Source organism: Sinomonas sp. T428B, from assembly GCF_056780155.1.
In genome coordinates, this window is record NZ_JBRAZR010000001.1 from 1680644 (window position 1) to 1706885 (window position 26242).

At 73.4% G+C, this 26242-nt stretch carries 19 protein-coding genes; 12 read left to right on the top strand and 7 right to left on the bottom strand.

Translation table 11 applies throughout. The features are described from left to right. The first annotated feature begins 2 nt into the window (after positions 1-2). The 3 genes from ACUYMY_RS07745 to ACUYMY_RS07755 all read left to right on the top strand — a co-directional run bounded on the left by ACUYMY_RS07745 (position 3) and on the right by ACUYMY_RS07755 (position 4538). Complete coding sequence (locus tag ACUYMY_RS07745; RefSeq protein ID WP_481703017.1) at positions 3-1313, top strand: MFS transporter; 1311 nt, start codon at positions 3-5, stop codon at positions 1311-1313. A gap of 90 nt (positions 1314-1403) precedes the next feature. Next, complete coding sequence (locus ACUYMY_RS07750; RefSeq protein ID WP_481703018.1) at positions 1404-2852, top strand: DUF4192 family protein; 1449 nt, start codon at positions 1404-1406, stop codon at positions 2850-2852. A gap of 399 nt (positions 2853-3251) precedes the next feature. Further along, the gene (locus tag ACUYMY_RS07755; protein WP_481703019.1) at positions 3252-4538 is read left to right on the top strand and encodes an RNA polymerase sigma factor; all 1287 of its coding nucleotides are present in this window, start codon (positions 3252-3254) and stop codon (positions 4536-4538) included. A gap of 89 nt (positions 4539-4627) precedes the next feature. On the opposite strand, the gene ACUYMY_RS07760 is transcribed toward ACUYMY_RS07755, so the two are convergent. Then, on the bottom strand, positions 4628-4849 hold the full coding sequence (locus tag ACUYMY_RS07760; protein WP_481703020.1) for a DUF7455 domain-containing protein: 222 nt from the start codon (positions 4847-4849) through the stop codon (positions 4628-4630). Between the two features lie 261 nt (positions 4850-5110). Here ACUYMY_RS07760 and ACUYMY_RS07765 point away from each other — a divergent pair, with 261 nt between their 5' ends. Further along, on the top strand, positions 5111-7216 hold the full coding sequence (locus tag ACUYMY_RS07765; protein ID WP_481703021.1) for a DNA gyrase/topoisomerase IV subunit B: 2106 nt from the start codon (positions 5111-5113) through the stop codon (positions 7214-7216). Positions 7217-7331: 115 nt separating this feature from the next. On the opposite strand, the gene ACUYMY_RS07770 is transcribed toward ACUYMY_RS07765, so the two are convergent. Together ACUYMY_RS07770 and ACUYMY_RS07775 are read right to left on the bottom strand one after the other, a co-directional pair. Continuing rightward, a complete protein-coding gene (locus tag ACUYMY_RS07770; protein ID WP_481703022.1) occupies positions 7332-8297 on the bottom strand; it encodes a M56 family metallopeptidase in 966 nt (321 codons plus the stop codon). 22 nt (positions 8298-8319) lie between these two features. After that, positions 8320-8691: a BlaI/MecI/CopY family transcriptional regulator gene (locus tag ACUYMY_RS07775; RefSeq protein ID WP_481703023.1), complete on the bottom strand. Its 372-nt coding sequence runs from the start codon at positions 8689-8691 to the stop codon at positions 8320-8322. Between the two features lie 238 nt (positions 8692-8929). On the opposite strand from ACUYMY_RS07775, the gene ACUYMY_RS07780 reads away from it, so the two are divergent. The 3 genes from ACUYMY_RS07780 to cydC are packed head-to-tail and all read left to right on the top strand — an operon-like array spanning position 8930 to position 15072. Further along, complete coding sequence (locus ACUYMY_RS07780; protein ID WP_481703024.1) at positions 8930-10525, top strand: cytochrome ubiquinol oxidase subunit I; 1596 nt, start codon at positions 8930-8932, stop codon at positions 10523-10525. A gap of 10 nt (positions 10526-10535) precedes the next feature. Next, positions 10536-11597 carry a cytochrome d ubiquinol oxidase subunit II gene (gene cydB / locus ACUYMY_RS07785; protein WP_481703025.1) on the top strand — a complete coding sequence of 354 codons (1062 nt, stop codon included), beginning with the start codon at positions 10536-10538 and terminating at the stop codon, positions 11595-11597. Positions 11598-11601: 4 nt separating this feature from the next. After that, the gene (gene cydC / locus ACUYMY_RS07790; protein WP_481703026.1) at positions 11602-15072 is read left to right on the top strand and encodes a thiol reductant ABC exporter subunit CydC; all 3471 of its coding nucleotides are present in this window, start codon (positions 11602-11604) and stop codon (positions 15070-15072) included. Between the two features lie 37 nt (positions 15073-15109). On the opposite strand, the gene ACUYMY_RS07795 is transcribed toward cydC, so the two are convergent. The 3 genes from ACUYMY_RS07795 to ACUYMY_RS07805 are packed head-to-tail and all read right to left on the bottom strand — an operon-like array spanning position 15110 to position 18719. Then, positions 15110-15505: a VOC family protein gene (locus ACUYMY_RS07795; protein ID WP_481703027.1), complete on the bottom strand. Its 396-nt coding sequence runs from the start codon at positions 15503-15505 to the stop codon at positions 15110-15112. 51 nt (positions 15506-15556) lie between these two features. Continuing rightward, positions 15557-16075: a DinB family protein gene (locus ACUYMY_RS07800; protein ID WP_481703028.1), complete on the bottom strand. Its 519-nt coding sequence runs from the start codon at positions 16073-16075 to the stop codon at positions 15557-15559. A gap of 58 nt (positions 16076-16133) precedes the next feature. Then, complete coding sequence (locus ACUYMY_RS07805; RefSeq protein ID WP_481703029.1) at positions 16134-18719, bottom strand: DNA gyrase/topoisomerase IV subunit A; 2586 nt, start codon at positions 18717-18719, stop codon at positions 16134-16136. A gap of 66 nt (positions 18720-18785) precedes the next feature. On the opposite strand from ACUYMY_RS07805, the gene ACUYMY_RS07810 reads away from it, so the two are divergent. The 4 genes from ACUYMY_RS07810 (at position 18786) to ACUYMY_RS07825 (ending at position 24150) form a co-directional block, all read left to right on the top strand. Then, positions 18786-21494, top strand: coding sequence for a bifunctional acetate--CoA ligase family protein/GNAT family N-acetyltransferase (locus ACUYMY_RS07810; RefSeq protein ID WP_481703030.1), 2709 nt, complete (start codon positions 18786-18788; stop codon positions 21492-21494). Between the two features lie 76 nt (positions 21495-21570). Next, a complete protein-coding gene (locus ACUYMY_RS07815) occupies positions 21571-22278 on the top strand; it encodes a DUF5998 family protein (protein WP_481703031.1) in 708 nt (235 codons plus the stop codon). Next, entirely contained in the window at positions 22275-23483 is a 1209-nt protein-coding gene (locus ACUYMY_RS07820) for an alkaline phosphatase family protein (RefSeq protein WP_481703032.1), read from the top strand. The genes ACUYMY_RS07815 and ACUYMY_RS07820 overlap by 4 nt, the downstream gene beginning before the upstream one ends. Beyond that, positions 23476-24150: a thymidine kinase gene (locus ACUYMY_RS07825; protein ID WP_481703033.1), complete on the top strand. Its 675-nt coding sequence runs from the start codon at positions 23476-23478 to the stop codon at positions 24148-24150. Before ACUYMY_RS07820 ends, ACUYMY_RS07825 begins: the two co-directional genes overlap by 8 nt. A gap of 22 nt (positions 24151-24172) precedes the next feature. Here the strand turns inward: ACUYMY_RS07825 and sepH are convergent, their stop codons facing one another. Then, positions 24173-25567: a septation protein SepH gene (gene sepH / locus ACUYMY_RS07830; protein ID WP_481703034.1), complete on the bottom strand. Its 1395-nt coding sequence runs from the start codon at positions 25565-25567 to the stop codon at positions 24173-24175. 288 nt (positions 25568-25855) lie between these two features. On the opposite strand from sepH, the gene ACUYMY_RS07835 reads away from it, so the two are divergent. Continuing rightward, positions 25856-26155, top strand: a complete 300-nt coding sequence (locus ACUYMY_RS07835; RefSeq protein ID WP_481703035.1) for a DUF4193 domain-containing protein — start codon at positions 25856-25858, stop codon at positions 26153-26155. The last annotated feature ends 87 nt before the right edge of the window (positions 26156-26242 follow it).

Sequence of the window (26242 nt, forward strand, 5' to 3'; positions counted from 1 at the left end):
GGGTGAACAGCTGGCGGGCGTGGTTGGTGTGGGGGATCGGCGTCGCCGCCTACCTCGTGGCGGTGGTCCAGCGGACGTCGTTCGGCGTCGTCGGCCTCGAGGCCACGGAGCGGTTCCACGCGGGCGGCGCCCTGCTCTCGGCCTTCACCGTCATCCAGCTCATCGTCTACGCCTCGCTCCAGGTCCCCGTGGGCCTGCTCGTGGACCGGTTCGGCACGCGCATCATGGTCACCGTGGGCGCCACCTTCATGGCGCTCGGCCAGCTCCAGATCGCCGTCGCCGAGTCCGTCGTGACCGGGATCATCGGCAGGATGCTCGTGGGCATGGGGGACGCGATGACGTTCGTCTCCGTGCTGCGGCTCGTCCCCGTATGGTTCGAGGGCCGGCGCGCGCCGGTGCTGAGCCAGCTCACGGGCATGATCGGCCAGCTCGGCCAGCTCGTGAGCGTCATCCCCTTCCTGGCGCTCGTCCACGCGTGGGGCTGGACCCCGGCCTTCCTCTCCCTCGCGTCCCTCTCGGTCGTCGTGATCGTGCTCGTCCTGGCCCTCCTGCGGAACGCGCCGCCCGGCCGGCAGGCCGGGCACGACGGCCCGCCAGAGGGCACGCGGGAGGTGCTCGCCGCAGCGTGGCGCCAGCCGGGGACGCGGCTCGGGCTGTGGAGCCACTTCACGGTCCAGTTCAGCGGCACGGTCTTCGCGCTCGCGTGGGGGTTCCCGTTCATGCTCGCCGGCCAGGGCTACAGCACGGCCGAGGCGGCGGGCCTCATGTCCTTCTTCGTGGTCGTCGCCCTCCTCGCGGGGCCGCCGATGGGGCGCTTCGTGTCGCGGCACCCGCTGCGGCGCTCCACCCTCGTCCTCGCCATCACGGGCCTGACGGCGGCGGCGTGGGCCGCCGTCCTGCTCGTCCCGGGCCGGGCACCCCTGTGGCTCATGGCAGCCCTCGTGGCGATCCTCGCCCTCGGCGGGCCGAGCTCGATGATCGGCTTCGACTTCGCGCGCACCTTCAACCCCTCGCACCGCCTCGGCACCGCGACGGGGATCGTGAACTCGGGCGGGTTCGTCGCCGCGCTCGCGACGATGTTCCTCATCGGCTACCTGCTCGACCTGCAGCACGCGCTCGGGCTGAGCCCAGAGGGCCTGTACAGCCTCGACGCCTTCAGGGTGGCGCTCGCGGTGCAGCTCGTGGTCATGGGCGCGGGCGCGGTCGCGATCCTCGGCGTCCGGCGGAAGGTGCGCCGGAACCTGGCCGCCCAGGGGATCCGCGTGGCACCGCTGCGCGAGGTCTGGGCGGCCTCCCGGAGCCGGAGGGGCTGACTTCTCCTCCCCAGCCGTCCGTCTGGGCGTGTCATCCACATGGGAGCACCGACCGGCCCGCGCCGTGGCGGGCCGCATGAGACTGGCCGCATGGACAGCATCAAGCAGCCCGACCCCGCCAGCCGCCCCTCGGAGCCCCTGGGGCCCGCTCTGCCCGTGGCAGGGGGAGGCCTGACGGGCCCGCCCGGCATGTCGCTTCCGGTTGCCCCGGTCCGGCCCGACCTTCCGGAGGGACCCGAGCCCCCGCAGGAGCCCCTCACCGTCCGCAGCCCCGGGGACGTCCTCGCGTACATCCCGCACGCGCTGGGCGAGTGGCCCGCTGAGAGCCTCGTCGCGGTCACCGTGGGCCGGGGGAGGCTCGGGCCCATCCTGCGGGCCAGCCTGCCCGCCCCCGGAGCAGGAGGCCTCGGCCGGTTCGCGGAGAAGGTCGGCGACTACGTGTGCTCCGATTCCGAGGCGGAGGGCGTCGTCCTGGCCCTGTACACCGACGCGGCATGGCCGGAGGTCGGCAGGCCCCCGCACTCTTCCCTCCTTGCGGCCGTCGGCGAACGGCTCGACGGTTCTGGGCTTCCCGTGCTGGACGCCTGGATCGTCGGGGCCACACACTGGCGGACTGTCCTGTGCACCGACTTCCACTGCTGCCCTTGGCCCGGCCACAGCGTCGAGGAGCTCCGCACCGGGCGCGTGGGCGCAGAGATGGTGTACCGCGGCAGCTCCTACGGCCCGCCCGAGATCCCCGAGCCGCGCATGCGGCTGCTCCCTCCGGCGGCCCGTTCGGCCGAGCTGCAGCGCTACCGCGACGATCCCGGGCGCTGGTGGGACCCCCTGGCCTTCACGGCAGCACTCGCGGCGTGGGACGAGGTCTTGGAGAACGCCTCCCACGCCACCTCCGAGCGGCTCAGGCTCCTCGCGGTGACCCTCGCCCGGCCAGCCCTGCGCGACGCAGTGGTCGTGGCGGCCGCCGCGGACGCCGGCACCGCCTGGCGCGGGAGCCGGGCCACCGCCAGCCTCCGGGCCACCGCCAGCCTCCGGGCCGCCGCGGCCGAGGGGGTTCCGCCGGCGCTGCCCGGAGGCGTTCCCGCCGAGCAGGCTCTGGCCGCCCTCAGCGTCTGGCGCCGGGGGTCCCAGTGCGAGCAGGCGTGGGATGAGGCCGTTCCGGAGGGTGGCCCGCGCGTGGACTCGCCGGGCACCCGCGTGGACTCGCCCGGCGCCGGCCCGGACTCGGTCTTCGGCGCCGTGCTCCTCGGGCACACCGACAGTGCACCCGACTGGGGGCGGATCGAGCAGCTCGGCCGGATCTGCCGGCGTCTGGCGGAGATGGAGGAGCCGGAGGTGCGGGCTCCCGCCCTCTCCCTCCTCGCCTGGATCCAGTGGGCACGGGGCAGGGGAGGGCAGTCGCTGCGCTACCTCGAGCGGGCCCTGAGCGCCGACCCCGGCTACCGGCTCGCCCAGCTGCTCAGGCGATTTGTGGACCACGGCGAGCTTTCGGGCTGGGCCCGGCGAGGGGACGCTGCCTGGCGCGGGCCCTCCGCGGCGTGAGCCGGGGGAGCCGGGGGGCGGGGAAGCCGGGCCCGCGGCCCGGCAGGTTGCGGGCAGCATGATCCGGGCCGGGCCGGGCGGGGCCGGGACGGCCGGGACAGGCGGAGCCCGCTGTGATGGGTCGGCCGTGACGGGACGGTGAAGGGGCAATGAACGGGCCCGTGCGGGGCGGTGAAGGACGAGGCCCCGGCTTCATGAGAAAATGGACGCCAGACCCGGTTGGGTCCGAGCACCGGAAGCCGTTCATTTCGCCCCCACGGGGAACGAATTCGGGCGCTGGGGGGTTAAGCATGCACGACCCTTCGGTCCGGTGAGGCGCACGCGCCGCACTTCGGACTTGACAGGGTCATAGTGGTGTTGCCCGCAGGGTGGCACTGGCACTGCGGCAGGAAGGTAATCGTGACGCCCCCCACGGATAAAGAGACCGCCGAGATGGCGACCGTGAACGGCTCGGCCCAGAGCGCTGGCACGCGCACCGCGGCCAAGCGGTCGGCGGGCAGGCCCGCCGCGTCCAAGGCGAAGGCTCCCGCCCGAGGCGCGGCCGCCAAGGACACCACGGGCAAGGCGGACGCGACCAAGCCCGAGGGCGACGCGGCCGAGGACGTCGTCGAGGAGCAGGACCTCGACTCGGTCACCCCCGACGAGGGCGAGATCGCTGCCGAGGATGAGGCCCTCGAGACCGAGGGCAAGGACGCGAAGCCGGGCTCCTCGGCCATGGTCATCTCGGACGCCGACGAAGACGACGCCCCCGTCCAGCAGGTCACGAGCGCGGGCGCCACCGCCGACCCGGTTAAGGACTACCTCAAGCAGATCGGAAAGGTGGCCCTGCTCAACGCGGAGCAGGAGGTCGACCTCGCGCTGCGCATCGAGGCGGGGCTCTTCGCGCGGCACAAGCTCGACGAGGAGGGGGCCAGCTACGACCCCCAGTACCGGCACGACCTCGAGCGGATCGTCCACGACGGCGAGCGGGCCAAGAACCACCTCCTCGAGGCGAACCTGCGCCTCGTCGTCTCCCTCGCCAAGCGCTACACCGGCCGCGGCATGCTGTTCCTGGACCTCATCCAGGAGGGCAACCTCGGCCTCATCCGCGCCGTCGAGAAGTTCGACTACACGAAGGGCTTCAAGTTCTCCACGTACGCCACGTGGTGGATCCGCCAGGCCATCACGCGCGCCATGGCCGACCAGGCCCGCACGATCCGCATCCCCGTGCACATGGTCGAGGTCATCAACAAGCTCGCCCGCGTCCAGCGCCAGATGCTGCAGGACCTCGGCCGGGAGCCCACCCCGGAGGAGCTCGCCAAGGAGCTCGACATGACCCCTGAGAAGGTCGTCGAGGTCCAGAAGTACGGCCGCGAGCCGATCTCGCTCCACACCCCGCTGGGCGAGGACGGCGACTCCGAGTTCGGCGACCTCATCGAGGACTCCGAGGCCGTGGTCCCGGCCGACGCGGTGAGCTTCACCCTCCTGCAGGAGCAGCTGCACTCCGTCCTGGACACGCTCTCCGAGCGAGAGGCCGGCGTCGTGGCCATGCGCTTCGGGCTCACCGACGGGCAGCCCAAGACGCTCGACGAGATCGGCAAGGTCTACGGCGTCACGCGCGAGCGGATCCGCCAGATCGAGTCCAAGACGATGTCGAAGCTGCGGCACCCGTCCCGCTCCCAGGTGCTCCGCGACTACCTCGACTAGGAGCGGCAGGGCAGCGCAAAGGCCCGGACACAGTCGGTGTCCGGGCCTTTCGCATGTGCCCCTGGCCGTTCGGCCCGGGCGGCGTCTGCTCAGTCCTCGGAGAGGGCGGCCTTCTCGGTCAGCCTTCCGGTCTCATCCTGCCAGTGCGACGCGAGCGGCCGAAGGGTTCCCTCGACGGCGCGGGCGTGGTGTGCGCAGAATTGGAGCTCTCCGCCGGACGATTCCAGGACCACTCGTACGTAGGCCTGGGCGCCGCAGCGGTCGCAACGATCCGCCGCAGTAAGGGTGCGGTCCGCCAGTGCTGCAGTCATCTCAGCCTCCTTCACAACAACCGGGTGGTCTTACACGGTCACTACATCTAACACCGTCGTTGCCCGGAAACGTGCCAAGAATGCGCAACTTTCGCTCGCGGCGTATTGCAGTTCGGCAACGGAAGAGAAGCGGCAGTACCGTTGAGGGGCGTGACGCCGGGTGGCGTGCGGTTCCCCGACCCGAAGCCGACTAGCCTTGTGACCATACCCTGCCGCGTGCCGGCAGGCCTGTTCGACCCGCCAAGAAGGAGTCCCGACCGCGTGGCACCGAGTTCTGAATACACCGCCCGGCATCTGTCCGTCCTCGAGGGGCTGGAAGCGGTGCGCAAGCGCCCGGGCATGTACATCGGCTCGACGGACTCGCGCGGCCTCATGCACTGCCTCTGGGAGATCATCGACAACTCGGTGGACGAGGCCCTCGCCGGGTTCGGCCACGAGATCGCCGTCATCCTCCACCCTGACGGCTCGGTCGAGGTGCACGACGACGGCCGCGGCATCCCCGTCGACGTCGAGCCCAAGACGGGACTCACCGGCGTCGAGGTCGTCTTCACGAAGCTGCACGCCGGCGGCAAGTTCGGCGGCGGGTCCTACACGGCCTCCGGCGGTCTGCACGGAGTCGGCGCGTCGGTCGTCAACGCCCTCTCCGCGCGGCTCGACGTCCAGGTCGACCGAGGCGGCAAGACGTACCAGATGTCCTTCCGCCGCGGCGAGCCCGGCCGCTTCAAGGACGCCGGCCGGCCCACCCCGGCCGCACCGTTCGAGCCGTTCATCGAGGACTCGGTGCTCGACGTCGTGGGCAAGGCCAAGCGCGGCGTCACCGGGACCCGCATCCGCTACTGGGCGGACGCCCAGATCTTCACCCCGGACGCGAAGTTCTCCTACGAGGAGCTCGCGGCCCGCGCGCGCCAGACCTCGTTCCTCGTCCCAGGCCTGCGGATCACGGTCCGCGACGAGCGCCGCCTCCCCGGCACGCCGGGGGAGTCGGGCGTGCACGAGGAGGTCTTCCACCACGACGGCGGGATCTCCGAGTTCGTGGACTTCCTCGCGATCGACGCCCCAGTCACCGACGTGTGGCGGCTCCACGGCTCGGGCACCTTCCACGAGACGGTCCCTGTGCTGGACGAGCAGGGGCACAGCCGCATCGCCGAGGTCGAACGCTCGTGCGAGGTCGACGTCGCCCTGCGCTGGGGCGTCGGCTACGACACGACGATCCGCACGTTCGTGAACATCATCGCGACGCCCAAGGGCGGCACGCACCAGGCCGGCTTCGAGGCCGCCATGCTCAAGGTCTTCCGCAAGGCCGTCGAGGCGAACGCGCGCAAGCTCAAGGCCGGCAACGACAAGCTCGAGAAGGACGACGTGCTCGCCGGCATGACGGCTGTCCTGACGGTGCGGCTCGCCGAACCGCAGTTCGAGGGGCAGACCAAGGAGATCCTCGGCACGCCCGCCGTGCGCCAGATCGTCGCGAAGGTGGTCGAGAAGGAGCTCGGCGCCAAGCTCAGCTCGACGGCCCGCGGCGAGAAGAACCAGAGCGCCGTGCTGCTCGAGAAGGTCGTCAACGAGATGAAGTCGCGCATCACCGCGCGGGTCCACAAGGAGACGCAGCGCCGCAAGACCGCCCTCGAATCCTCGACCCTGCCGTCCAAGCTCATCGACTGCCGGACGGACGACACCGAGCGCTCGGAGCTGTTCATCGTCGAGGGTGACTCGGCGCTCGGAACGGCGCGGCACGCCCGCTCGTCCGAGTTCCAGGCGCTCCTGCCGATCCGCGGCAAGATCCTCAACGTCCAGAAGGCCTCGGTCGGGGACATGCTCTCCAACGCCGAGTGCGCAGCCCTCATCCAGGTCGTCGGCGCCGGCTCGGGCCGCAGCTTCGACCTCGCGGCCGCGCGGTACGGCCGCGTCATCCTCATGACGGACGCCGACGTCGACGGCGCCCACATCCGAACGCTGCTCCTGACGCTGTTCTTCCGCTACATGCGGCCCATGGTCGAGCAGGGCCGGGTGTTCGCCGCGGTCCCGCCGCTGCACCGCGTCGAGGTCGTCCACCCCGGATCCAAGCCGAACGAGATGGTCTACACCTACTCGGAGGCCGAGCTGCACCGGCTCCTGGCGCGGCTCGAGGCCGAGGGCAAGAAGTACAAGGAGCCGATCCAGCGCTACAAGGGCCTCGGGGAGATGGACGCGGACCAGCTGGCCGAGACGACCATGGACCCGCGGCACCGCAGCCTGCGCCGGGTCACGATCGAGAGCGCCCAACGGGCCGAGGAGGTCTTCGAGCTGCTCATGGGCTCGGACGTGGCCCCGCGCAAGGACTTCATTGTGACGGGTAGCTCCCAGCTCGACCGCGAGCGCATCGACGCGTAGCGCTGGGCCGCGAGCGGCAGAACACCGGAGCGCATCGACGCGTAGCGCTCGGCCGCGAGCGGCAGAACCCGGAGCGCATCGACGCGTAGCGCGTGCTCCCAGCCCTCGGCTCTGCCTAGAGGATCCCCGGGGCGAGCAGGAGCACGGTCGGCACCGCGAGGAGCAGGGCCGAGGCGGTGAGCACGCCGGCCGTCGCGGTCCTGCCGAGCGGCGGCCGGGGGGTGAGGAGCCGGCTCAGCCGCGCGGCGACGTCGACGTCCTCCCCCTCGTCCATCGTGGCGGGCAGGGAGCCGCTGCGCCCGCCCGGCGGCCCCTCGCCGTCGTCCGCACCGCCGACGGCGACGAGCGCGATGGCCCGGACCAGCACGGCGTCGGGGGTCGAGCGGCGGGCGACGTCGTCCGCGAGCATCTCGACGAGGGAGTTCACGGCGGCCCGCGCGAGGCGGCTCGTGGGCAGCCAGGGCAGCGCGGCGCGCCACGCCTCGAAGGCCCACAGGAGCAGGTGGTGCCGCTGGGTCAGGTGGGCCTTCTCGTGGCGCACGACGGCGGCGAGCTCCTCGGGCGCGAGGGCCTCCATGAGCCCATCGGAGAGCACGGTGACGGAGCGCGAACCGCCCGGGAGGCAGTAGGCCACGGGGGCGGGGTGGTTGATGACCCACGTGCGGTCGAGGGCGCCGGAGGGCGAGCTCAGGAGCGCGAGGAGCTCACGGTGGCGCCTCCGCTGGGTCACGATCCGCGCGTAGGTCAGCAGCAGCGTGAAGACGAGGTGGACGGTCAGGAGCGCGGCCGTGCAGAGGGCGAAGAGGTGCCAGAAGTGGAGCTCCTCGCCGGGGCTCTCGTTGCCCAGGACGATCGTCGCTGCGCGCCGCAGGGCGGCGACGAGGTTGCCGCCGAGCGGCTCGAGCCCGTAGACCAGCATCGCGCCGATCATGGACAGCCCGCCGGCGAGGGCGATCGACTGCCACAGGACCATGGCGGCAAAGGGGGAGCGGGCCGTCCAGCGGGCGCGCGAGAGCGCTACCGGCACCGGCCACGCGAGGACCAGGGCCAGCAGCGCGAGGAGGTACGCGGTCAGGAGCACTCAGGGCTCCCGGCGGCGAGCATCAGCCCCGGGCCAGGAGTTTGCGCAGCGTCGCGGCCTCGGCGTCCGTGACCGTGCCGATGAACCTTGCGAGGACGGCCTCGCGGTCAGGCGCGGTGCCGAGCGCCTCGTGCATGAGCCGCGCGGTGTGCTCCTCGCGGGTCGAGACGGCCCGGTAGCGGTGCGGGCGCGTGCCGCGCTCGCGCTCGACGAGGCCCTTCTTCTCGAGGCGCGAGAGCACGGTCAGGACGGTGGTCACGGCGAGGTCCTTGCTCGCGTGCTCCGGGCCCTCGCTCGAGGCGAGCCGGTCGCGGAGGTCGTTGGCGGTGGACGCCTCGGTGGCCGACCACAGCAGGTCCATCACCGAACGCTCGAGTTCACCCAGGCTTGCCATCGTTCTCTCAGTCCTCACCCTCAGTGCCGGCGCGCACCCCTGGCGCGCGGCAGGCGTCTCAGCGCCCACCGTCCATTCTACGCGGGGTAGAACATTTCCGTACAAGCCTGACGGGGTTCCGTTCGCTCTCGGCGGCACGCAGACTGGTTCCCGGGCGGGGGCCAATGTTCTACACTTTGTAGAAGTCAGGATTTCTACCGAATGTAGAAGTCCGTCGGGCGACGACACGGGAGCATGCGTGGACGCTGTAGAAATTGCACGCTGGCAGTTCGGCATCACGACGGTCTACCACTTCATGATGGTGCCGCTCACGATCGGCCTCGGCCTCGTGGTGGCCGTCATGCAGACCATGTGGAACCGCACGGGCCGGGCCGAGTACCTCAGGATGACGAAGTTCTGGGGCAAGCTCTTCCTGATCAACTTCATCATGGGCGTGGCCACGGGCATCGTGCAGGAGTTCCAGTTCGGCATGGCCTGGAGCGAGTACAGCCGGTTCGTCGGCGACGTCTTCGGGGCGCCGCTCGCGATGGAGGCGCTCCTCGCTTTCTTCGTCGAGTCCACGTTCCTCGGCCTCTGGATCTTCGGCTGGAAGCAGCTGCGGCCCGGCCTCCACCTTGCCGCCCTGTGGGCCGCCGTGCTCGGCTCGGTGGTCTCCGCGTACTTCATCATCGTCGCGAACAGCTGGATGCAGCACCCGGTCGGCGTCACCGTCGTCGACGGGCGGCCCGTGATGACGGACGCGTGGGCCGTGTTCACGAACAACACCGCACTCGTGGCGTTCCCGCACACGCTCATGGGCGCGCTCGGCGTCGCGGGCGCGTTCCTGCTCGGGATCGCGTGGTACCACCTGTGGCGGCGCCGGCACGACGGCATCGACACCGTCGGTGCCGACGGACGCGTCGTCGTCGGCGAGGTGCCCGACGTCCCCGGCCGCGACCGCACCGACCACACCGTGTGGCTGCGCTCCCTGCGGATCGGCGCCGTCGTCGCCATGATCTCCTTCGCCGGCACCGGCATCACGGGCGACCTCCAGGGCAAGCTCATGTTCGAGCAGCAGCCCATGAAGATGGCCGCCGCCGAGGCCGCCTGCCACGACGGCACGGGCTTCTCGGTCCTCTCGATCGGCAACGTCGGCGCCCGCGACTGCGACGACATCGTCGCCGTCATCGAGCTCCCCGGCCTGCTCTCCTTCCTCGCCAAGGGCGACTTCACGACCGAGGTCCAGGGCGTGAACAGCCTGCTCGACGAGTACCGCGAGCAGTACGGGACCACCATCCCGGACAACCCGCTCTACGGCGAGCGCGCCGGCAGCGAGGTCCAGTACGTCCCCGTCATGGAGGTCACCTACTGGGGCTTCCGGATGATGATCGGCTTCGGCGGCCTCGCCGCCCTCGCCGCCGCCGTCGCCCTCTACGCGACGCGCCGGGGCACGGTGCCGCGGTCGCGCTGGCTCATGCGGCTCGCCGTCGTCGGGATCCTCGCCCCCTTCGGGGCGAACGCCGCGGGCTGGATCTTCACCGAGATGGGCCGCCAGCCGTTCGTCGTGGCCCCGAACCCCACGATGGCCGGCAGCGTCGACCAGGTGTTCATGTTCACCGCCGCCGCCGTCTCGCCCGGCGTCTCGGCCGGGGAGATCCTGACCTCCCTCGTGGTCCTCACGGCCATCTACGCTGCCCTCATGGTCGTCGAGGTGCGCCTCCTGACCACCTACGTCCGCGGCGGCGTCGCCTCCGCGATGCCCGAGCTCGCGCCCGCCCACCACGACGACCACGACGACCAGGCGGGCCCGGGCGGCGGGAAGCCCGCCGACGACGTCCTGGCCTTCGCCTACTAGGAGCACGACGATGGAAACCCTGCCCACTGTCTGGTTCTGCGCCGTCGCCCTCCTCTGGACCGGCTACCTCTTCCTCGAGGGGTTCGACCTCGGCGTCGGCATGCACATGAGGCTCTTCGCGCGCGGGGAGCAGGAGCGCCGCCTGCTGCTGAACACCATCGGCCCCGTGTGGGACGGCAACGAGGTGTGGCTCCTGACCGCCGCCGGCGCGACCTTCGCGGCCTTCCCGCGCTGGTACGCGTCCCTCTTCTCGGCCCTGTACCTGCCGCTGACCCTCACGCTCGTCGCCCTCATCTTCCGCGCCGTCGCGTTCGAGTACCGCGGCAAGATCAACAGCGACCGCTGGCGCGCCGGCTGGGACTGGGCGATCGCCCTCGGCTCGGGCGTCGCGGCCTTCTGCGTCGGTGCGATGCTCGCCCTCACGACGACGGGCCTGCCGCTCGACGCGAACGGCGACCGCGTGGGCGGGCCCTTCGCGTGGCTCAACGGCTACGCGGTCCTCGGCGGGCTCGCCGTCGTCGCCTTCGCGCTCGTGCACGGGCTCGCGTTCGTGGCGCTCAAGACCGACGGCGGCATCCGGGCCCGCGCGCACGCCGCCTTCGTGCGCTGGCTCCCGGCAGGGGTCCTGCCGCTCGCCGCGTGGGCCGTCGCGGTGCAGCTCGCCACCGGCGCCTGGTACAGCTGGGCCCTCACTGGCGCGGCGGCGGTCGCGGCGGCCACCGCGTGGGCGCTCGGCCGGCGCGGCTCGGAGGGACGGGCGTTCATCGCCGCCGGTGCGTTCCTCGTCGCGGGAGCTGCCGCGATCTTCAGCGCCGTCTTCCCCGTGGTCCTGCCCTCGACGCTCGACCCGGCGAACAGCCTCACGATCGCCAACGCGTCCTCCTCGGACTACACGCTCGGCCTCATGACCGTCGTGGCGCTCGTGGGGCTGCCGCTCGTGATCGCCTACCAGACCTGGACCTACTGGGTGTTCCGCCGCCGCCTCACCGTGGGCAGCATCCCGACGGCGCACACGGTCGTCCCCGCGACCGTCCGCAGGCTCGTGACGGGCTCTCCGGCCGGCGGGAGCTAGCGCCGTGCGGCCCGACGTCCCCCTGGGCCCCACGACGCGGCGCGCGCTCGTGCTCCTCGGCGCGCTCGCCGTGGCCAAGGCCGTGGGCCTCGCGCTCCTGGCGCAGGGCGTGGCGTCCGGGCTGGCCGCCCTTGCCGCCGGCGTTCCCGACCGCTCCGTCCTTGCGGACAGCACGCTCCTGGCCGCCCTGGGCGTCCTCGTCCGCGCGCTCGCGCACTGGGGGGCCGCTGCCGCGGGCCGCTGGGCCGCCGTCGGCGTCAAGGAGGAGCTGCGATCCCAGCTCCTCGAGGCCGGGCTCGCGCCGGGAGCCGCGGGCCAGGGGGGAGCGGCGGACGACGGCGGGGCGCGCGTGGCGTCGTCGGCCGCGGCGACCGCCGTGCTCGCAGGCCGGGGCCTCGACGCCCTCGACGCGCTGTACACCCAGTACCTGCCCGCCGTCGTCCACTGCGCGGCGGTGCCGCTCCTGCTGGGCGCGAGGATCCTGGGTGCGGACTGGGTGAGCGCGCTCGTCCTCGCCGCGACGCTGCCGCTCGTGCCGCTCTTCATGGTCCTCATCGGCCGGCACACGCTCGATGCCGTCTCCGAGGCCCAGCAGTCGCTCCTGCGCCTCGGCTCGCACCTCGTCGAGCTCGCGCAGGGGCTGCCTGTGCTCGTGGGCCTGGGGCGCGCCGTGGAGCAGCGGGCCGCGCTCGCAGGGCTGTCGCGCGCGTACAGGGAGCGCACGATGGCGACCCTCAGGGTCGCGTTCCTCTCCGCCCTCGCGCTCGAGCTCGTCTCGACGATCTCGGTCGCGGTCGTCGCGGTGTTCATCGGCATCCGGCTCGTGCACGGGGACATGGCGCTCGAGGCAGGTCTCCTGGCCCTCATTCTCGCGCCCGAGTGCTTCCAGCCGCTGAGGGACCTGGGCTCCGCCCACCACGCGAGCGAGGACGGGGCCGAGGCCCTGCGCCGGGTGCGGGAGCGGATCGGCGCTCGGCGCGCAGCAGGACGTGGAGCTGGAATCGGAACAGCACTCAGCGCCGCCCCGGACGGCCGCCGAGAGAGCGACACCGCCCGAGGGATCGGCGTCGAGGCCCTCGGCGTGCGCTACGAGGGGGCCGCCGCCGATGCGATCGCGGGGGTCTCCTTCACCGCTCCCGCGGGGGAGATCACCCTCCTCTCCGGCCCGAGCGGCTCGGGCAAGACGACGGTTCTGGCGGCGCTGGCCGGCCTCGTGCGGGATGGGGCCGGGGCCCGGGTCTCCGGGAGCGTCCGGGGCATCCCGGCAGGCAGGATCGCCTGGGTCCCGCAGCACCCGCAGTTCACCGAGCCGAGCGCGGCCGGGGAGCTCGCCCTCTACGCCGGGGCCGCCGCGGAGGACGACCCGGCCCTGCCCGGCCGGCTCCTGGCCCAGCTCGGCCTCGACGGCCTCGGCGGCGCCGACCCGGCGGAGCTGAGCCCCGGACAGCAGCGCAGGCTCGCCGTGGCGCGCGGCCTCGCACGGGTCGCGGACGGCGCGGACACCGTGCTCCTCGACGAGCCAACCGCGCATCTCGACTCCGCGTCGGCGGGGCTCGTCGAGGACGCCATCGCCTCGCTGCGGGGCAGGGCCACCGTCCTCCTCGTCTCCCACGAGGGCCGCACCGCCGCGCTCGCGGACTACGTCGTCCGGCTCGCCCCCGGACAGGCGCGGCCGGGGGCCGCGTCCGAGCGCTTCCGCGCCGAGAGCGCGGACATCATGGACGTCCGGCACCCGGACCGGCAGCCGCCCGGCCCGGAGCGCGCGGCCGGCCTGGCCTGGCTGCGGGAGCTCCTCCGCCTCCTCCGGCCCGACGCGGGCAGGTACGTCCTCGCGGCGCTCGCGGGCCTCGGGGCCGCGGCCGCGGGCATCGCCCTGGCCTCCCTGTCCGGCTGGCTCATCGTGCGGGCGAGCGAGCAGCCGCCCATCCTCTACCTGCTGACCGCGATCACGGGCGTGCGCCTCTTCGGCATCGCCCGGGCGGTGCTCCGCTACCGCGAGCGGCTCGCCGTGCACTCGGCCGTGCTGTCCACGCTCACCGTCCTGCGCGACCGGCTCTGGGGCATCCTGTCCTCGCGCGGCCTCTCGGCCCGCCGCCTCCTCGTGCCCGGGGCGGCCCTCGGCTCCCTCGTCGGCGACGCCGAGGCGGTCAGGGACCAGCTCCCGCGCGTCCTGCACCCCATCGCCACGGCCGTGCTCGTCGGCCTCGGCTCCCTCGCCGCCGTCGGCCTCCTGCTCCCGGCGCAGGTTCCCGTCCTCGCCGCGGCGGGCGCGACGGCACTCGTCGTCGCGCCCGCCGTGGCCCTCGCGGCAGACAGGCGCGCCGCCCGACGGCTCCAGGCCGGCCGCTCCGGGCTCCTCGCTCGGATGGGCCAGGCGCTCTCCGCCGCGGGCGACCTCGCCGCGAACGGCCGCGCCGGCACCGTCCTGGCCGGCCTCCGGGCCGAGGATGCCCGGCTCACCCGCCTCGAACGGCGCGGCGCCTCCGCCGAGGGCCTCGCACAGGCCATCGTCCTGGCCGCCACCGCGGCGGCGGGTGCGCTGACCCTCGTCACGGCCGGCGCCGCCGGGGCCCCGGGCACGACGGCGGCCGCCGTCCTCCTGCTGCAGCTGGCCCTCGCCGAGCCTCTCGCCGCCGCGAGCACCGCCGTCCAGCAGCTGCCGGCGCTCCGGGCCGCCCTGACCCGGGTCGCGGCCGAGGGGGCCGGGCTCGGCGCGCAGGCCCCCGACGCGCCGTCGTCCTCGGCGCTCCCCGCGGCACACGCCGCCCCGGCCGTATCGCCCGCCGCAGCCCCGGCCACGCCCGGCATCCGGCTGCGCGGCGTGAGGGTGGGCTGGGCGGGCGGCCCCGACGTCGTCGCGGGACTGGACCTCGAGGCGGGGCCGGGGGACTGGGTCGTCCTCGCGGGCCCCTCGGGCAGCGGGAAGTCGACGATGCTCGCTCTCCTGACGGGCTTCCTGCCCCCGCGTGCCGGGACCGTCCACGTGGGCGGGCCTGTCGCGTGGTGCCCCCAGGAGTCGCACCTGTTCGACTCGAGCGTGCGCGGCAACCTCGCAGTCGCCCGCGCCCGCGACGACGCGCCGTCGGATGCCGAGCTCGAGGGCGTCCTGGCCCGCGTCGGCCTGCTCGACCACGTCCGCTCGCTGCCCGGGGGCCTCGACGCGCGCATCGGCAGCCGCGGATCGTTCCTCTCGGGCGGGCAGCGCCAGCGTCTCGCGGTGGCCCGCACGCTGCTCACGGGGGCGCAGGTGGTGCTCCTCGACGAGCCGACGGCGCACCTCGACCCGGAGTCCGGCCTCGAGCTCGTCGGGGCCCTGCACGGGGCGCTGGCCGACCGGACGGTCGTCATGGTCACGCACCACGCCACCGAGCTCATGCCGGGGGACCGGCTCGTGCGGCTCGGCTGGCCCGGCGGCTCCCTCTCGGACGACGGCGCCGAGAACGACGGCACATGGCCGGCCCAGCTCGTCGGCTGAAAGGCCAGGCCAGGCGACGTCGCGAGGGCTCGTGCGCCTACGGCGTCCCGGCCGCCGACTGGAAGAGCTCGACGACGTTCCCGGACGGGTCGACCACCAGGATCTGCTGGCCCCCGGGGCCGGAGACGATCTCGTTCCGGAACGTGACGCCCGCGGCCTGCAACCGGCCCACCTCGGCTGCGATGTCATCGACGATGAGGTGGATCCGGTTCCACCCTCCGGGGGAGGGCGCCTCGCCGTCGGGCATCGGACGCGCGGCCGAGCTCGTCGGGCCGCTCAGCAGGAGCCGCAGCCGGCCCCGGACCACGTCCGCGAACGCCGGGGCGAAGTTGTGCCGCCCGGTGAACCCGAGGTGCTGGGTGTAGAAGCCGACGGACGCCTCGACGTCGTCGACGGGGTAGCGGACGCTCACGAAGTCCCTGTCGTCTGCCATGTCACGCTCCTTGTCCCGGTTCCGGTGGGGGGCACGCCCTGGACCACGGCGTCAGCCGCGGACGTCGTGCAGGTGGTGCTCGACGTCGTGCAGGAAGTACCGCGCGAGGGTCACCACGGTGAACTCGCTGCCGTTGCTGCGCAGGCCGCGCCGGCCCTGCGCCTCCTCGGGGACGGCCGCGAAGGCGTCCCGCGTCGCGGCGCCCTGCTCGGCGAGATCGGCGCGCACCGTCTCCGGATCCGCGGCAGCGTAGTCCTTCTCGCGGGCCCTCGCGTCCTGGTCCCAGTCGGCGAACCGGGCGCCGTCCTCGGCGAGCATGAGCCCGAGCCGGTGGCGGAAGAGCTCGCACACGTCCCGGACGTGGAAGCCGTACTCGAGCGGCGACCACGTCGACTCGTCCGGGCGCTCGCGCACGTCCTCCCTCCGCAGCACGGCGTCCCACCTGGGCAGCGCCTCGCCGAGCCGGCGGGCGACGTCGGCGGGCGCGAGCCCTCGGGCCTCGAAGCCGCACTCGGGGCACGGCCGCTCGAGGACCCACGTCCAGTCCTTGGTGTCAGGGGTGATCGCCATGCCCGCAGTCTAGGCCCGGGGCGGGGAGCACCTGTACCCGGAGGCCCGGAAGAGAGGATCAGGGGAAGGACGGGCCGATCTCCTCGACCGCCTGGGACAGGGGCACGCCGGAGCCGTCCCTGCGCCCGTGCTCGGTCGGCAGCGAGCGGGCCACGCCCGCGCGCGAGGACGCCTTGGCCGGGCCGCGGCCCACCCACGCGAGCGTGAGCCGGTCCTCGCCCTTGAGGAAGCGGTGCGAGCGGACGCCGCCCGTCGCGCGCCCCTTGGCCGGATACTCCGAGAGCGGGGTGACCTTGACCGTGCCCGGCGAGGTGCCCGGGAGCGCCGAGGCGCTGCCAGCAATCGTGACGACGACGGCGGAGCCCGCGTCCCCGGAGCCGGCCAGCTCGCCGTCGTCCGCCAGCGCCGCTCCCGCGTCGGCCGCCGCGACCACGCCGAAGAACACCGCCGAGTCGCCCTCTGCGAGCTTGATCCCGGCCATGCCGCCCGCGGCGCGGCCCTGAGGCCGCACGGCCGAGGCGGCGAAGCGCAGGAGCTGGGCCTGGGCCGAGACGAAGACGAGCGTGTCCTCGTCCGCCGCCGGGCCCGCGCCGATGACGGCGTCCCCGGGCTTGAGCGAGATGGCCTCCCAGTCCTCGCGGTTGAGCGGGTAGTCGGGGCTCACGCGCTTGACGATGCCCTGCGCCGTCCCCAGCGCGACGACGGTGTCGAGCGGCACGAGGGCCACGAGCTCCTCGCCCTTCCCGAGCTGGATGAACTCCGCTGCGGGCACACCCGCGGCCATGTTCGGCAGCCCGGCAGAGGGCTCGAGGACCGGCAGGTCGACGGCCTGGAGCCGCAGCATGCGCCCCGTCGAGGTCAGCGCGCCGAGCTCGCCGCGCGCCGTCGTGCGCACGAGCGAGCGGTACACGTCGTGCTTCGAGCGCGGGCCTGCGTCGGCCAGCGGCTCGCCCGTCTGGGTCCGCGCGACGAGGCCTGACGCCGTGAGGATCGCCCAGCACGGGTCATCGGCGATCTCGAGCGCGAGGGCCGGGGCCTTCGCCGAGGCCCTGCCCGCACCGGCCGCGGCGCCCGCCGCGGCGGCCAGCGCCTTCGACGAGGTCGGGGCCACGTCCTCGGACTCGAGCAGGATGGTGCGCCGAGGCGTGCTGTGCTTCGCGGCCACCTCGCCGAGCTCGCGCGAGACGAGCTCGCGCAGGAGGGTGTCCGAGCCGAGGATGGCCTCGAGCTCGGCGATCTCGCGCCGCAGCTCGTCCTGCTCCTTCTCGAGCTCGATCCGGGAGTACTTGGTGAGCTGGCGCAGGCGCAGCTCGAGGATGTAGTTGGCCTGGACCTCGCTCAGGTCGTAGATCGACATGAGCCGCTCGCGCGCCGCCGCGGCCTCGTCCGAGGTGCGGATGATCTGGATGACCTCGTCGATGTCCATGATGGCCACGAGGAGGCCTTCGACGAGGTGCAGCCGGTCCTTGCGCTTGCCGAGCCGGAACGCCGTGCGCCGGCGCACGACGTCGAGCCGGTGGTCCACGTAGACGCGCAGGAGGTCGAGCAGGCCCAGGGTCTGCGGCTGGCCGTCTACGAGCGTGACGTTGTTGATGCCGAATGAGTCCTCGAGCGGCGTGTAGCGGTAGAGCTGGGCGAGGACGGCGTGCGGGTTGAAGCCGTTCTTGACCTCGATCACGAGCCGCAGGCCGTGCTTGCGGTCCGTGAGGTCGGTGACCGCGCTGATGCCCGTGAGCTTCTTGGACCCGACGGCGTCCTTGACCTTCTCGATGACCTTCTCGGGGCCCACCATGTACGGCAGCTCGGTCACGACGAGGCCCGTGCGCCGCGCGGAGAGCTGCTCGACGGCGACCTTCGCGCGGGTCTTGAACGAGCCGCGGCCGGTCCGGTAGGCATCGCGGATCCCATCGAGGCCCACGATCCGCCCGCCGGAGGGCAGGTCGGGGCCGGGGACGAGCTCCATGACCTCCTCGAGCGTCGCGTCGGGGCGGGCGACGACGAGCTGGGCCGCCGCGATGACCTCGCCGAGGTTGTGCGGGGCCATGTTGGTGGCCATGCCGACCGCGATGCCGGTCGTGCCGTTGACGAGCAGGTTCGGGAACGCGGCCGGGAGCACTTCGGGCTGCGTGAGCTGGTTGTCGTAGTTGGGGACGAAGTCGACGACGTCCTCGTCGAGGTCGCCCGTGAGCTCGAGCGACGCGGCCGCCATGCGGGCCTCGGTGTAGCGCGGGGCCGCGGGGCCGTCGTCGAGCGAGCCGAAGTTGCCGTGGCCGTCGATGAGCGGCAGGCGCAGGGAGAAGTCCTGGGCCATGCGCACCATGGCGTCGTAGATGGCGGCGTCGCCGTGCGGGTGGAGCTTGCCCATGACCTCGCCGACGACGCGGGCGCTCTTGACGTGGCCGCGGTCCGGGCGCAGGCCCATCTCGCTCATCATGTACAGGATGCGGCGCTGGACGGGCTTGAGGCCGTCGCGCGCATCCGGGAGCGCGCGGGAGTAGATGACCGAGTAGGCGTATTCGAGGAAGGAGGACTCCATCTCCTCGGCGACGTCGATGTCGGTGATGTTCTCCGCGAAGTCGTCCGTTCCGGGGAGGGTGTCCGCTCCCAGCGGTCCTGCGCTGCGCGGGTTCTGTCGACGTGCCAAGACTGGGGGGATCCTTACTTCTGGGTCGGGACTTCTGGCTCTTCAGGCCTGATCTAGGCTAACCCTATGGCGGAACCGAGCACGGCCGACTCACATCCGGCCACGGCATATCCACAGCACTGGGAGGCCGACGTCGTCCTCCGCGACGGCGGGACCGCGCACCTGAGGCCCATCCGGCCCGAGGACGCCCCCGCGCTCGAGGCCTTCCACAGCGGGCAGTCCGAGGGGTCCATCTACCTGCGGTTCTTCAGCTACAAGTCCCGGCTCACGGCCGCCGAGCTCACGCGCTTCACGACGGTCGACCACCGCGACCGGGTCGCCCTCGTCATCACGGTCGGCGACGAGCTCATCGGCATTGGGCGCTACGACAGGCTCAGCGACCCGGCCGAGGCCGAGGTCGCGTTCAACATCTCCGACCGCCACCACGGCCGCGGGCTCGGCTCGATCCTCCTCGAGCACCTCGCGGCCGCGGCCCGGGAGAACCACATCCGCCGGTTCACAGCCGAGGTCCTGCCCGAGAACCGCAAGATGCTCGCCGTGTTCGCCGAGGCGGGCTACGCGGTCGACCGGCACTTCGACGACGGCATCGTGAGCGTCGAGTTCGAGATCGACCCGACCGAGAAGTCGCGCGCCGTCATGGAGGCCCGCGAGCACCGCGCCGAGGCGCGCAGCGTGCTCGGGCTGCTCGCGCCGTCGTCCGTCGCGGTCATCGGCGCGAGCCGGAAATGGGGCGCGCTGGGCCAGCAGCTCCTCGAGCACGTCGTCGAGGGCGGGTTCGACGGGCGGGTCTACGGGATCAACCCCGAGGCCTTCGAGGTGGGCGGCATGGCGGCCTATCCGCGCATCGGCGACGTCCCGGAGCCCGTGGACCTCGCCCTCGTCGCCGTGCCGTACGAGGAGGTGCCCGGCGTGGTCGCCGAATGCGCCGCGGCAGGCGTGCGCGGCGTCCTCATCGCCTCCGCCGGCTTCGCCGAGCGAGGCGAGGAGGGCCTCGCGGCCCAGCGTCAGATCGTGCGGCACGCCCGCGCCCACGGCATGCGCGTCGTCGGCCCCGGCTCCCTCGGAATCGCCAACACGGATCCGGACGTGCGGCTCAACGCGTCCCTCGCGCCCCGGCTCCCGCGCCAGGGCGGCCTCGGGCTCTTCAGCCAGTCCGCCTCGATCGGCGTCGCGCTCTACGCCGCCGCCGAGCGCCGCCACCTCGGCTTCTCGACGATCGTCTCGGCGGGCAACCGCGCCGACGTCTCGGGCAACGACGTCATGCAGTACTGGGAGGACGACGTCGCCACGAGCGCCGTCGCGCTCTACCTCGAGTCCTTCGGCAACCCGCGCAAGTTCTCCCGGATCGCCCGGCGGCTCGCCCGCTCGAAGCCCGTGATCGTGGCCAAGGGCGAGGGACTCGGCCTGCGCCTGCCGCCGGGCCACTCGGGCAGGACGACCCAGGCGCCCCCCGGCGCGCTCGACGCGATGCTGCGCCAGGCCGGCGCGATCCGCGTCGCGACCGTCGAGGAGCTCGTGGACGTCGCCCAGATCGTCTCGGGCCCGCTCCCCGCCGGGCCGGGCGTTGCCGTGGCGAGCAACTCGCCGGCGCTTGCGCGCGTCGTCGCCGACGCTGCGGACACCCTCGGGCTCACGGTCGCCGCGACGGAGCCGCTCGACCTCTCGACGGGCCAGTCGGTCGCACTGGGCACGCTCCGGGAGCGCGTGCGCGAGCTCGCGGGCCGCGACGGCGTCCACGCCGTCGTCGTCGCGGTCCTGCCCGAGCGGAGCCTCACGGTCGACACCGTCGCGGCCGTGCTCGCCGACCTCGCCGAGTCCTCGGGCCGGACCGTCGTGGCGGTCTTCCCAGGCGTCCTCGACCGCCGGGTCGACACCGACGGCCTGCTGCCCGAGGCGGGCGCGGACGCCCAGGGCGCCACGGTGCCGAGCTTCACGAGCGCGGGCGCCGCCGTCGCGGCCCTCGCCGCCGCGGTGCGCTACAGCGAGTGGCTCGCCCGGGAGCAGGGCGAGCCGTTCGAGGCGGAGCACGACGACGACGCGGCCGAGGCGCTCATCGAGGCCCACCTCGCGCGCGTGGCCGGCACGGAGCTCACGCAGCTCGACGCCGGGGCCGCCGCCGCGCTCCTGGCCTGCTACGGGATCTCCGTGCTGCCCTCGCGGCGCATCGCGACCGCGGACGAGGCCGTCGCCGCGGCAGACGAGCTCGGCTGGCCCGTCGCCATCAAGTCGACCCGGGCCAACCTGCGCCACCGGCTCGACCTCGGCGCCGTGCGCCTCGACGTCGCCGACGCCCCATCCCTGCGCGCGGCCGTGGACCACATGGGGCATTCGCTCACCGCGTACGGCAGCGCCCCCCTCGAGGTCCAGCGCATGGCCCCGGTGGGGCAGGCCTGCGTCGTGCGCGCGATCGAGGACCCGCTGCTCGGGCCGGTGCTGTCCTTCGGCCTCGCGGGCGACGCCGTCGACCTCCTCGACGACTGGGCGCACCGCATCACCCCGCTCACCACGGGGGACGTGCGCGAGATCGTCCGGGCCCCGCGCACGGCCGTCAAGCTCTTCGGCCACGAGGGCATGCCGGCCCTCGACGTCGCGGCACTCGAGGACCTCATCGGCAGGGTCTCGCTCCTGAAGGACAGGCACCCCGAGGTCGCGCTGCTCGAGCTGCGGCCCGTCGTCGTGAGCGGCGAGGGGCTCACGGTGCTCGCCGCCGACGTCCGGATCGGCAACGCCGCGCGCCGCACGGACAGCGCGCGGCGTGCGATGCTCACCCAATAGAGCGAGGCTCACGCAGCAGGCGCCGGGCGCGGCGCCGCTTTGGGGCGCCCGCAGGCCATCTGGGAGAATGTGGCCCATGAGCCACAATGCGCCAGAGGACCATGCAGGCCGCCTGACCCGCCGGTCCTCGGGGGAGTCTCTCACGGCCGCGCTCGAGCGGACGGGGTTCTACCCCCGGCTCGTGGGCGACGTCGTCGAGGATGCCCTGGACGGACGCGCGCCCCTCGCACACCTGACCCACCTCGAGACGCACTTCGAGCGCTCGGAGGTCCGCCGCCACGTCACAGTCCTGGTCCTGACCGAGGACATGCTCGTCGTGACGCATGTCGACGAGGCGCCTCTGGACGACTCCGGCCACCGGATGTCCGCCCAGGTCTCGACCGAGTCGGTCCCCGTGTCCCAGATCGCGACCGTCGTGCTCAGCTACGTCTACTCCGAGCCCGCCGAGTACACGCCGGACGACCCCGTGCGGGAGGTGACCCTCGCGATCGCGTGGAGCGGCGGCCAGCGCCTCGACATCGTCCCCGCCGGATGCGGAGACCCGCAGTGCGAGGCCGACCACGGCTACACGGGCACGATGGCCCAGGAGGACCTCGTGCTGCGCATCAGCGCCGAGGCGGACGGCCCCCGCGCCGTCCAGGACGCCAAGCACTTCGCCCGCCTCCTGCGGGCCGTCAACACGGGCTCCGCGCCGGCCCCCGCGGGCGTGGCGGGTGCCGGGCCGCAGCGCCCCCGCGTCGCGTTCGCCGGGCGCAGCCTGCGCGGCCATGGGGGCCGCCAGTGACGGCCGCCGGCACCGGCCAGCCCCTCCCGCCGCCGCCCGCCTTCGGCTCGCGCTCCCTCGCCGACGTCCTGCCCAGCTGCGCCGCCGCGCTCGGGGCCTCGGGCTTCGAGAACGTCCTCGGCCTGCCCGAGGTGCCGCGGATCTGCCTCGTCATGGTCGACGGGCTCGGCCGGAGCCTCCTGACGAGCCGCGCCGCGCACACGCCGTTCCTGCGCGAGCAGATGCAGGCGGGGCAGGGCGCGATCCCCGAGGTGCTCGACGCGGCCTTCCCGAGCACGACGGCGGCCTCGCTCGCGAGCCTCGGCACGGGCGTCCCGCCGGGCCAGCACGGGATGGTGGGCTACGACGTGTATTCGCCCAAGCTCGGACGCGTCGTGAACCAGCTCAACGGGTGGGACCCGGACGTCGATCCGACGGCCTGGCAGCCCTTCCCGACCGTCTTCGAGCGGCTCGAGGGCCATGCGCATGTCGCGACCGTGAGCCTGCCGCAGTTCGAGGGTTCGCCGATGACGCGGGCGGCCCTGCGCGGCGGTGAGTTCATCGGCGCCACGACGCTGCACGAGCGCACGACGGCCGCGGCCGCCGCGATGGCGGCGCACCCCCGCATGCTCGCGTACTTCTACCTCAACGAGGTGGACAAGGCCGGGCACGAGTACGGCTGCGACTCGCCCGAATGGGAAGAAGCGCTCGAGGAGGTCGACGCGTGCGTGCGCCGGCTCGGCTCACAGCTGCCCGCAGGAACCCTCATCCTCGTCGTGGGGGACCACGGCATGGTGGACATCCCGCCCGCGCGGCGGATCGACTTCGGCGCCGAGCCCGAGCTCACGCACGGCATCCGCCACACGGCGGGGGAGCCGCGCATGCTGCACCTGCACCTCGAGGACGGGGCGGACGACGCCGCGCGGTCGGCCGTCATGGACCGCTGGCGGGCGCGCTTCGGCGGGCAGGCGTGGATCATGACCCGCGAGGAGGCGATCGGCCACGGCCTCTTCGGGCCCGTCTCGGAGCAGGTCCGGGAGCGCATCGGGGACGTCCTCGTCGCCGCGCACGGCGACCTCGCGCTCTTCGACGGCCGCCGCGCGCGGCCCACCGCGTTCAGCATGGTGGGCCAGCACGGCTCGTGGACGAAGGCCGAGCGCCTCGTGCCGCTCGTGGCCTTCCGCGCCGGCGGCCGCGTTCAGCCCAAGAGGCGCCGCCGTGGCTGAGCTCGCCTTCTTCACGGGCACGATGGACAGCGGCAAGTCGACCCTCGCCCTCCAGATGGACTACAACCACCGGGCCGGAGGCCGCCGGGGGCTCCTCTTCACCCGGCACGACCGCTCGGGCGAGGCCGCCATCACGAGCCGGCTCGGGCTGCGCACGCCCGCGATCGAGGTCACGGGCACCACGAGCTTCTGGGACGAGGTCGTCACGCGCCGCACGCACGCCGCCGAGGTGGACTACCTCATCTGCGACGAGGCGCAGTTCTACCTCGCCGAGCAGGTCGAGGAGCTCGCTCGCGTCGTGGACGAGCTCGACGCGGACGTCTATGCGTTCGGCATCTCGACGGACTTCCGCGGCCGCCTCTTCGAGGGCTCGCGCCGGCTCGTCGAGCTCGCGGACCGCGTCGAGGTGCTCCAGGTCGAGACCCTGTGCTGGTGCGGCCGCCGGGCCACCCACAACGCGCGCACGGTCGGGGGCCGGATGGTCCTCGAGGGGGAGCAGGTCCTGGTCGCGGACATCGCCTCGCACGGCGGCCACGGCCCCGACGCCGGGGCGTCGGCGGACGTGGGCTACGAGACCCTGTGCCGGCGGCACTACATGGCGGGCCAGACCGCGGCCCCCGCGCGCGTCCTGCATGAGGGCGACCAGCTCCTGCCCTTCGGCGACTAGGAAGCCGAGCAGCCCGACGGCGTCAGTCGCCCTTCGTGCCGAAGACGATCTCGTCCCAGCTGGGCACGGAGGAGCGCTTGGGCCGGCTCGAGCGGCGTGTGGGCTCGGGCGGCCGGGTGCTGCCGCCGTCGTCCTGGTCCCCCGAGGACGGGGATCCCGGGGACGGGGAGCCGGACGAAGAGCCCGCGGCCGGTCCGTCGGCGGGGACCGCGGGGGCGGGGATGATCGAGATCTCGCGCGTCGCGGTGCTCACGCCCGGGAAGAGGCCGAGGTGGCCGGTGCCGGCGTCGTCGCCGGGCGGCTCGAGGCGCGAGAAGAGCGAGGTGATGCCGCCGCGCGGCACGGCGGTCTGTCCGGCCTCGCCGCGCGGGGCGGAGCGCTCGGGGAGGACTGGGTGCTCGGGCTCGTCGCGCAAGATGGAACGCTCGGCGGCCGCATCCGGCGCGGTATCACGGGCTGCCGGCAGCGCCGGGCCGTAGGGGGCGTCGTCGTCCTCCGGGTCCGGCTCGGGCGCAGGGACCTCCGAGGGGCGCGGGTGCGCGGCGGGGATGCCGTTGGTCAGCAGGAGCGCGAGCGCATCGTCGCCGTCCTCGTCGACGCCGAGCCGCTGGCCCCGGCGCGCCCTGAGCATGTCGAGGAGCTCGCCCTCGCGGTCCTCCTCCTGCCGGAGCACGGCCTCCCGGGGCGAACCCTCGCGCGCGACGTCGGCCTCGACGTCGAACGGCCGGTCGGAGACGGCGGCGAGCCGTCGCCGCGGGGCGGGGCCGTCGAGGGGCTCGAGCTCGCTGAGCTGCTGCGCCCACCGGTTGGCGTTGGCGACCGTGCGGTGCACGGGGTGGTACGTCCACATCGCCGGGGGTTCCTCGCCGATGGACGAGGGGGCGCCGTCCGGGAGCGCGAAGCGCGCGACCACGGTCCACTGGCCGTCGGGCCGGCGCCACGAGTCCCACTCGACCGTCGAGGCCGGCACGCGGTGCAGTGAGAGGCGATACGCGACCATCTCGCCGAGCGATACGGGCTGTGAGGCCGCGGGCCCGCGGAGGAGATCGTGCGAGGGCAAGCGTCCCGGGACCTCGACGGCTTGGGCGCGCCGCACCATGTGCTCGCGCTCGGCAAGCACGGGGCCCTCGTAGCGCTGCACGCGCGCGAGCGGGATGCCGGAAGACTCTGCGACCTCCTCGGCGGTCGCGCCGGCCCGGATCTCCGCCTGGATCTGCCGGGGGGACATCATGGGGCCGTCGGCTCCGCCGGTGGGGGGCCGCTGCGGGGCGGGCCGGGAGACGGCGCGCCGCAGCGCCTCGTCCAGCGGCAGCCGGAACACCTCGCCCGATGCAGCGCTCACGAGCAGGTGGGCGCCGTCGTCGTGCACCCCGACGAGCCGCAGCTGCTGCACATGGTCCTGCGGTTGCTCCCGCATAGAAAGCCTCCAGCCTTGCATTGATCCTGCACAGCACTGTGCCATCCACGCCCCCTTTTCCTGCTGCACACGCCCGGTGTGCCGCGAAAATTCGCCCGCCCCGCCGCCCTTCGGCGGGCCCCCTGGTGGGGCGCGCACTGCGGGCCGCCGAGACCCGAGTGGCGTTTTGGACGCACATCGGGAACAATCTCCCCGTCACTGGGCACAAAATGGGGGCCGAGTGCGTTGGAGTGGACTACGTGGGATGCCACGTGACATGGCTAGCTACCGGAGCGTGAACGAAAAACTATGGCGACCGACTACGATGCGCCGCGCAAGAACGAGGAAGAGCTCAGCGAGGATTCCCTCGAAGAGCTGAAGACCCGCCGCTCGGAGAAGCAGTCTGCCTCCGTGGACGAGGACGAGGCCGAGGCCGCGGACAGCTACGAGCTGCCCGGCGCCGACCTGTCCGGCGAGGAGCTCCTTGTCCGAGTGCTGCCCGCGCAGGCCGACGAGTTCACCTGCGCCTCGTGCTTCCTGGTCCGTCACCGCTCCCAGATTGCCCGGGAGAGGAACGGGCTCCTGTTCTGCAAGGAGTGCGAGGGCTGATCCGGCCCTCCCAGCACGAGTGAGCGGAAGGCCCCCGGCGCGCAGTTCAAGCAGCGCCGGGGGCCTTCCTTTGTGTGATCAGGTTTT

Excerpts from the sequence above, each read along its gene's own strand:
- ACUYMY_RS07750 (WP_481703018.1), top strand. The coding sequence starts at position 1,404 with ATGGACAGCATCAAGCAGCCCGACCCCGCCAGCCGCCCCTCGGAGCCC.
- ACUYMY_RS07760 (WP_481703020.1), bottom strand. The coding sequence starts at position 4,849 with ATGACTGCAGCACTGGCGGACCGCACCCTTACTGCGGCGGATCGTTGC.
- ACUYMY_RS07775 (WP_481703023.1), bottom strand. The coding sequence starts at position 8,691 with ATGGCAAGCCTGGGTGAACTCGAGCGTTCGGTGATGGACCTGCTGTGG.
- cydB (WP_481703025.1), top strand. The coding sequence starts at position 10,536 with ATGGAAACCCTGCCCACTGTCTGGTTCTGCGCCGTCGCCCTCCTCTGG.
- ACUYMY_RS07795 (WP_481703027.1), bottom strand. The coding sequence starts at position 15,505 with ATGGCAGACGACAGGGACTTCGTGAGCGTCCGCTACCCCGTCGACGAC.
- ACUYMY_RS07800 (WP_481703028.1), bottom strand. The coding sequence starts at position 16,075 with ATGGCGATCACCCCTGACACCAAGGACTGGACGTGGGTCCTCGAGCGG.
- ACUYMY_RS07810 (WP_481703030.1), top strand. The coding sequence starts at position 18,786 with ATGGCGGAACCGAGCACGGCCGACTCACATCCGGCCACGGCATATCCA.
- ACUYMY_RS07815 (WP_481703031.1), top strand. The coding sequence starts at position 21,571 with ATGAGCCACAATGCGCCAGAGGACCATGCAGGCCGCCTGACCCGCCGG.
- sepH (WP_481703034.1), bottom strand. The coding sequence starts at position 25,567 with ATGCGGGAGCAACCGCAGGACCATGTGCAGCAGCTGCGGCTCGTCGGG.
- ACUYMY_RS07835 (WP_481703035.1), top strand. The coding sequence starts at position 25,856 with ATGGCGACCGACTACGATGCGCCGCGCAAGAACGAGGAAGAGCTCAGC.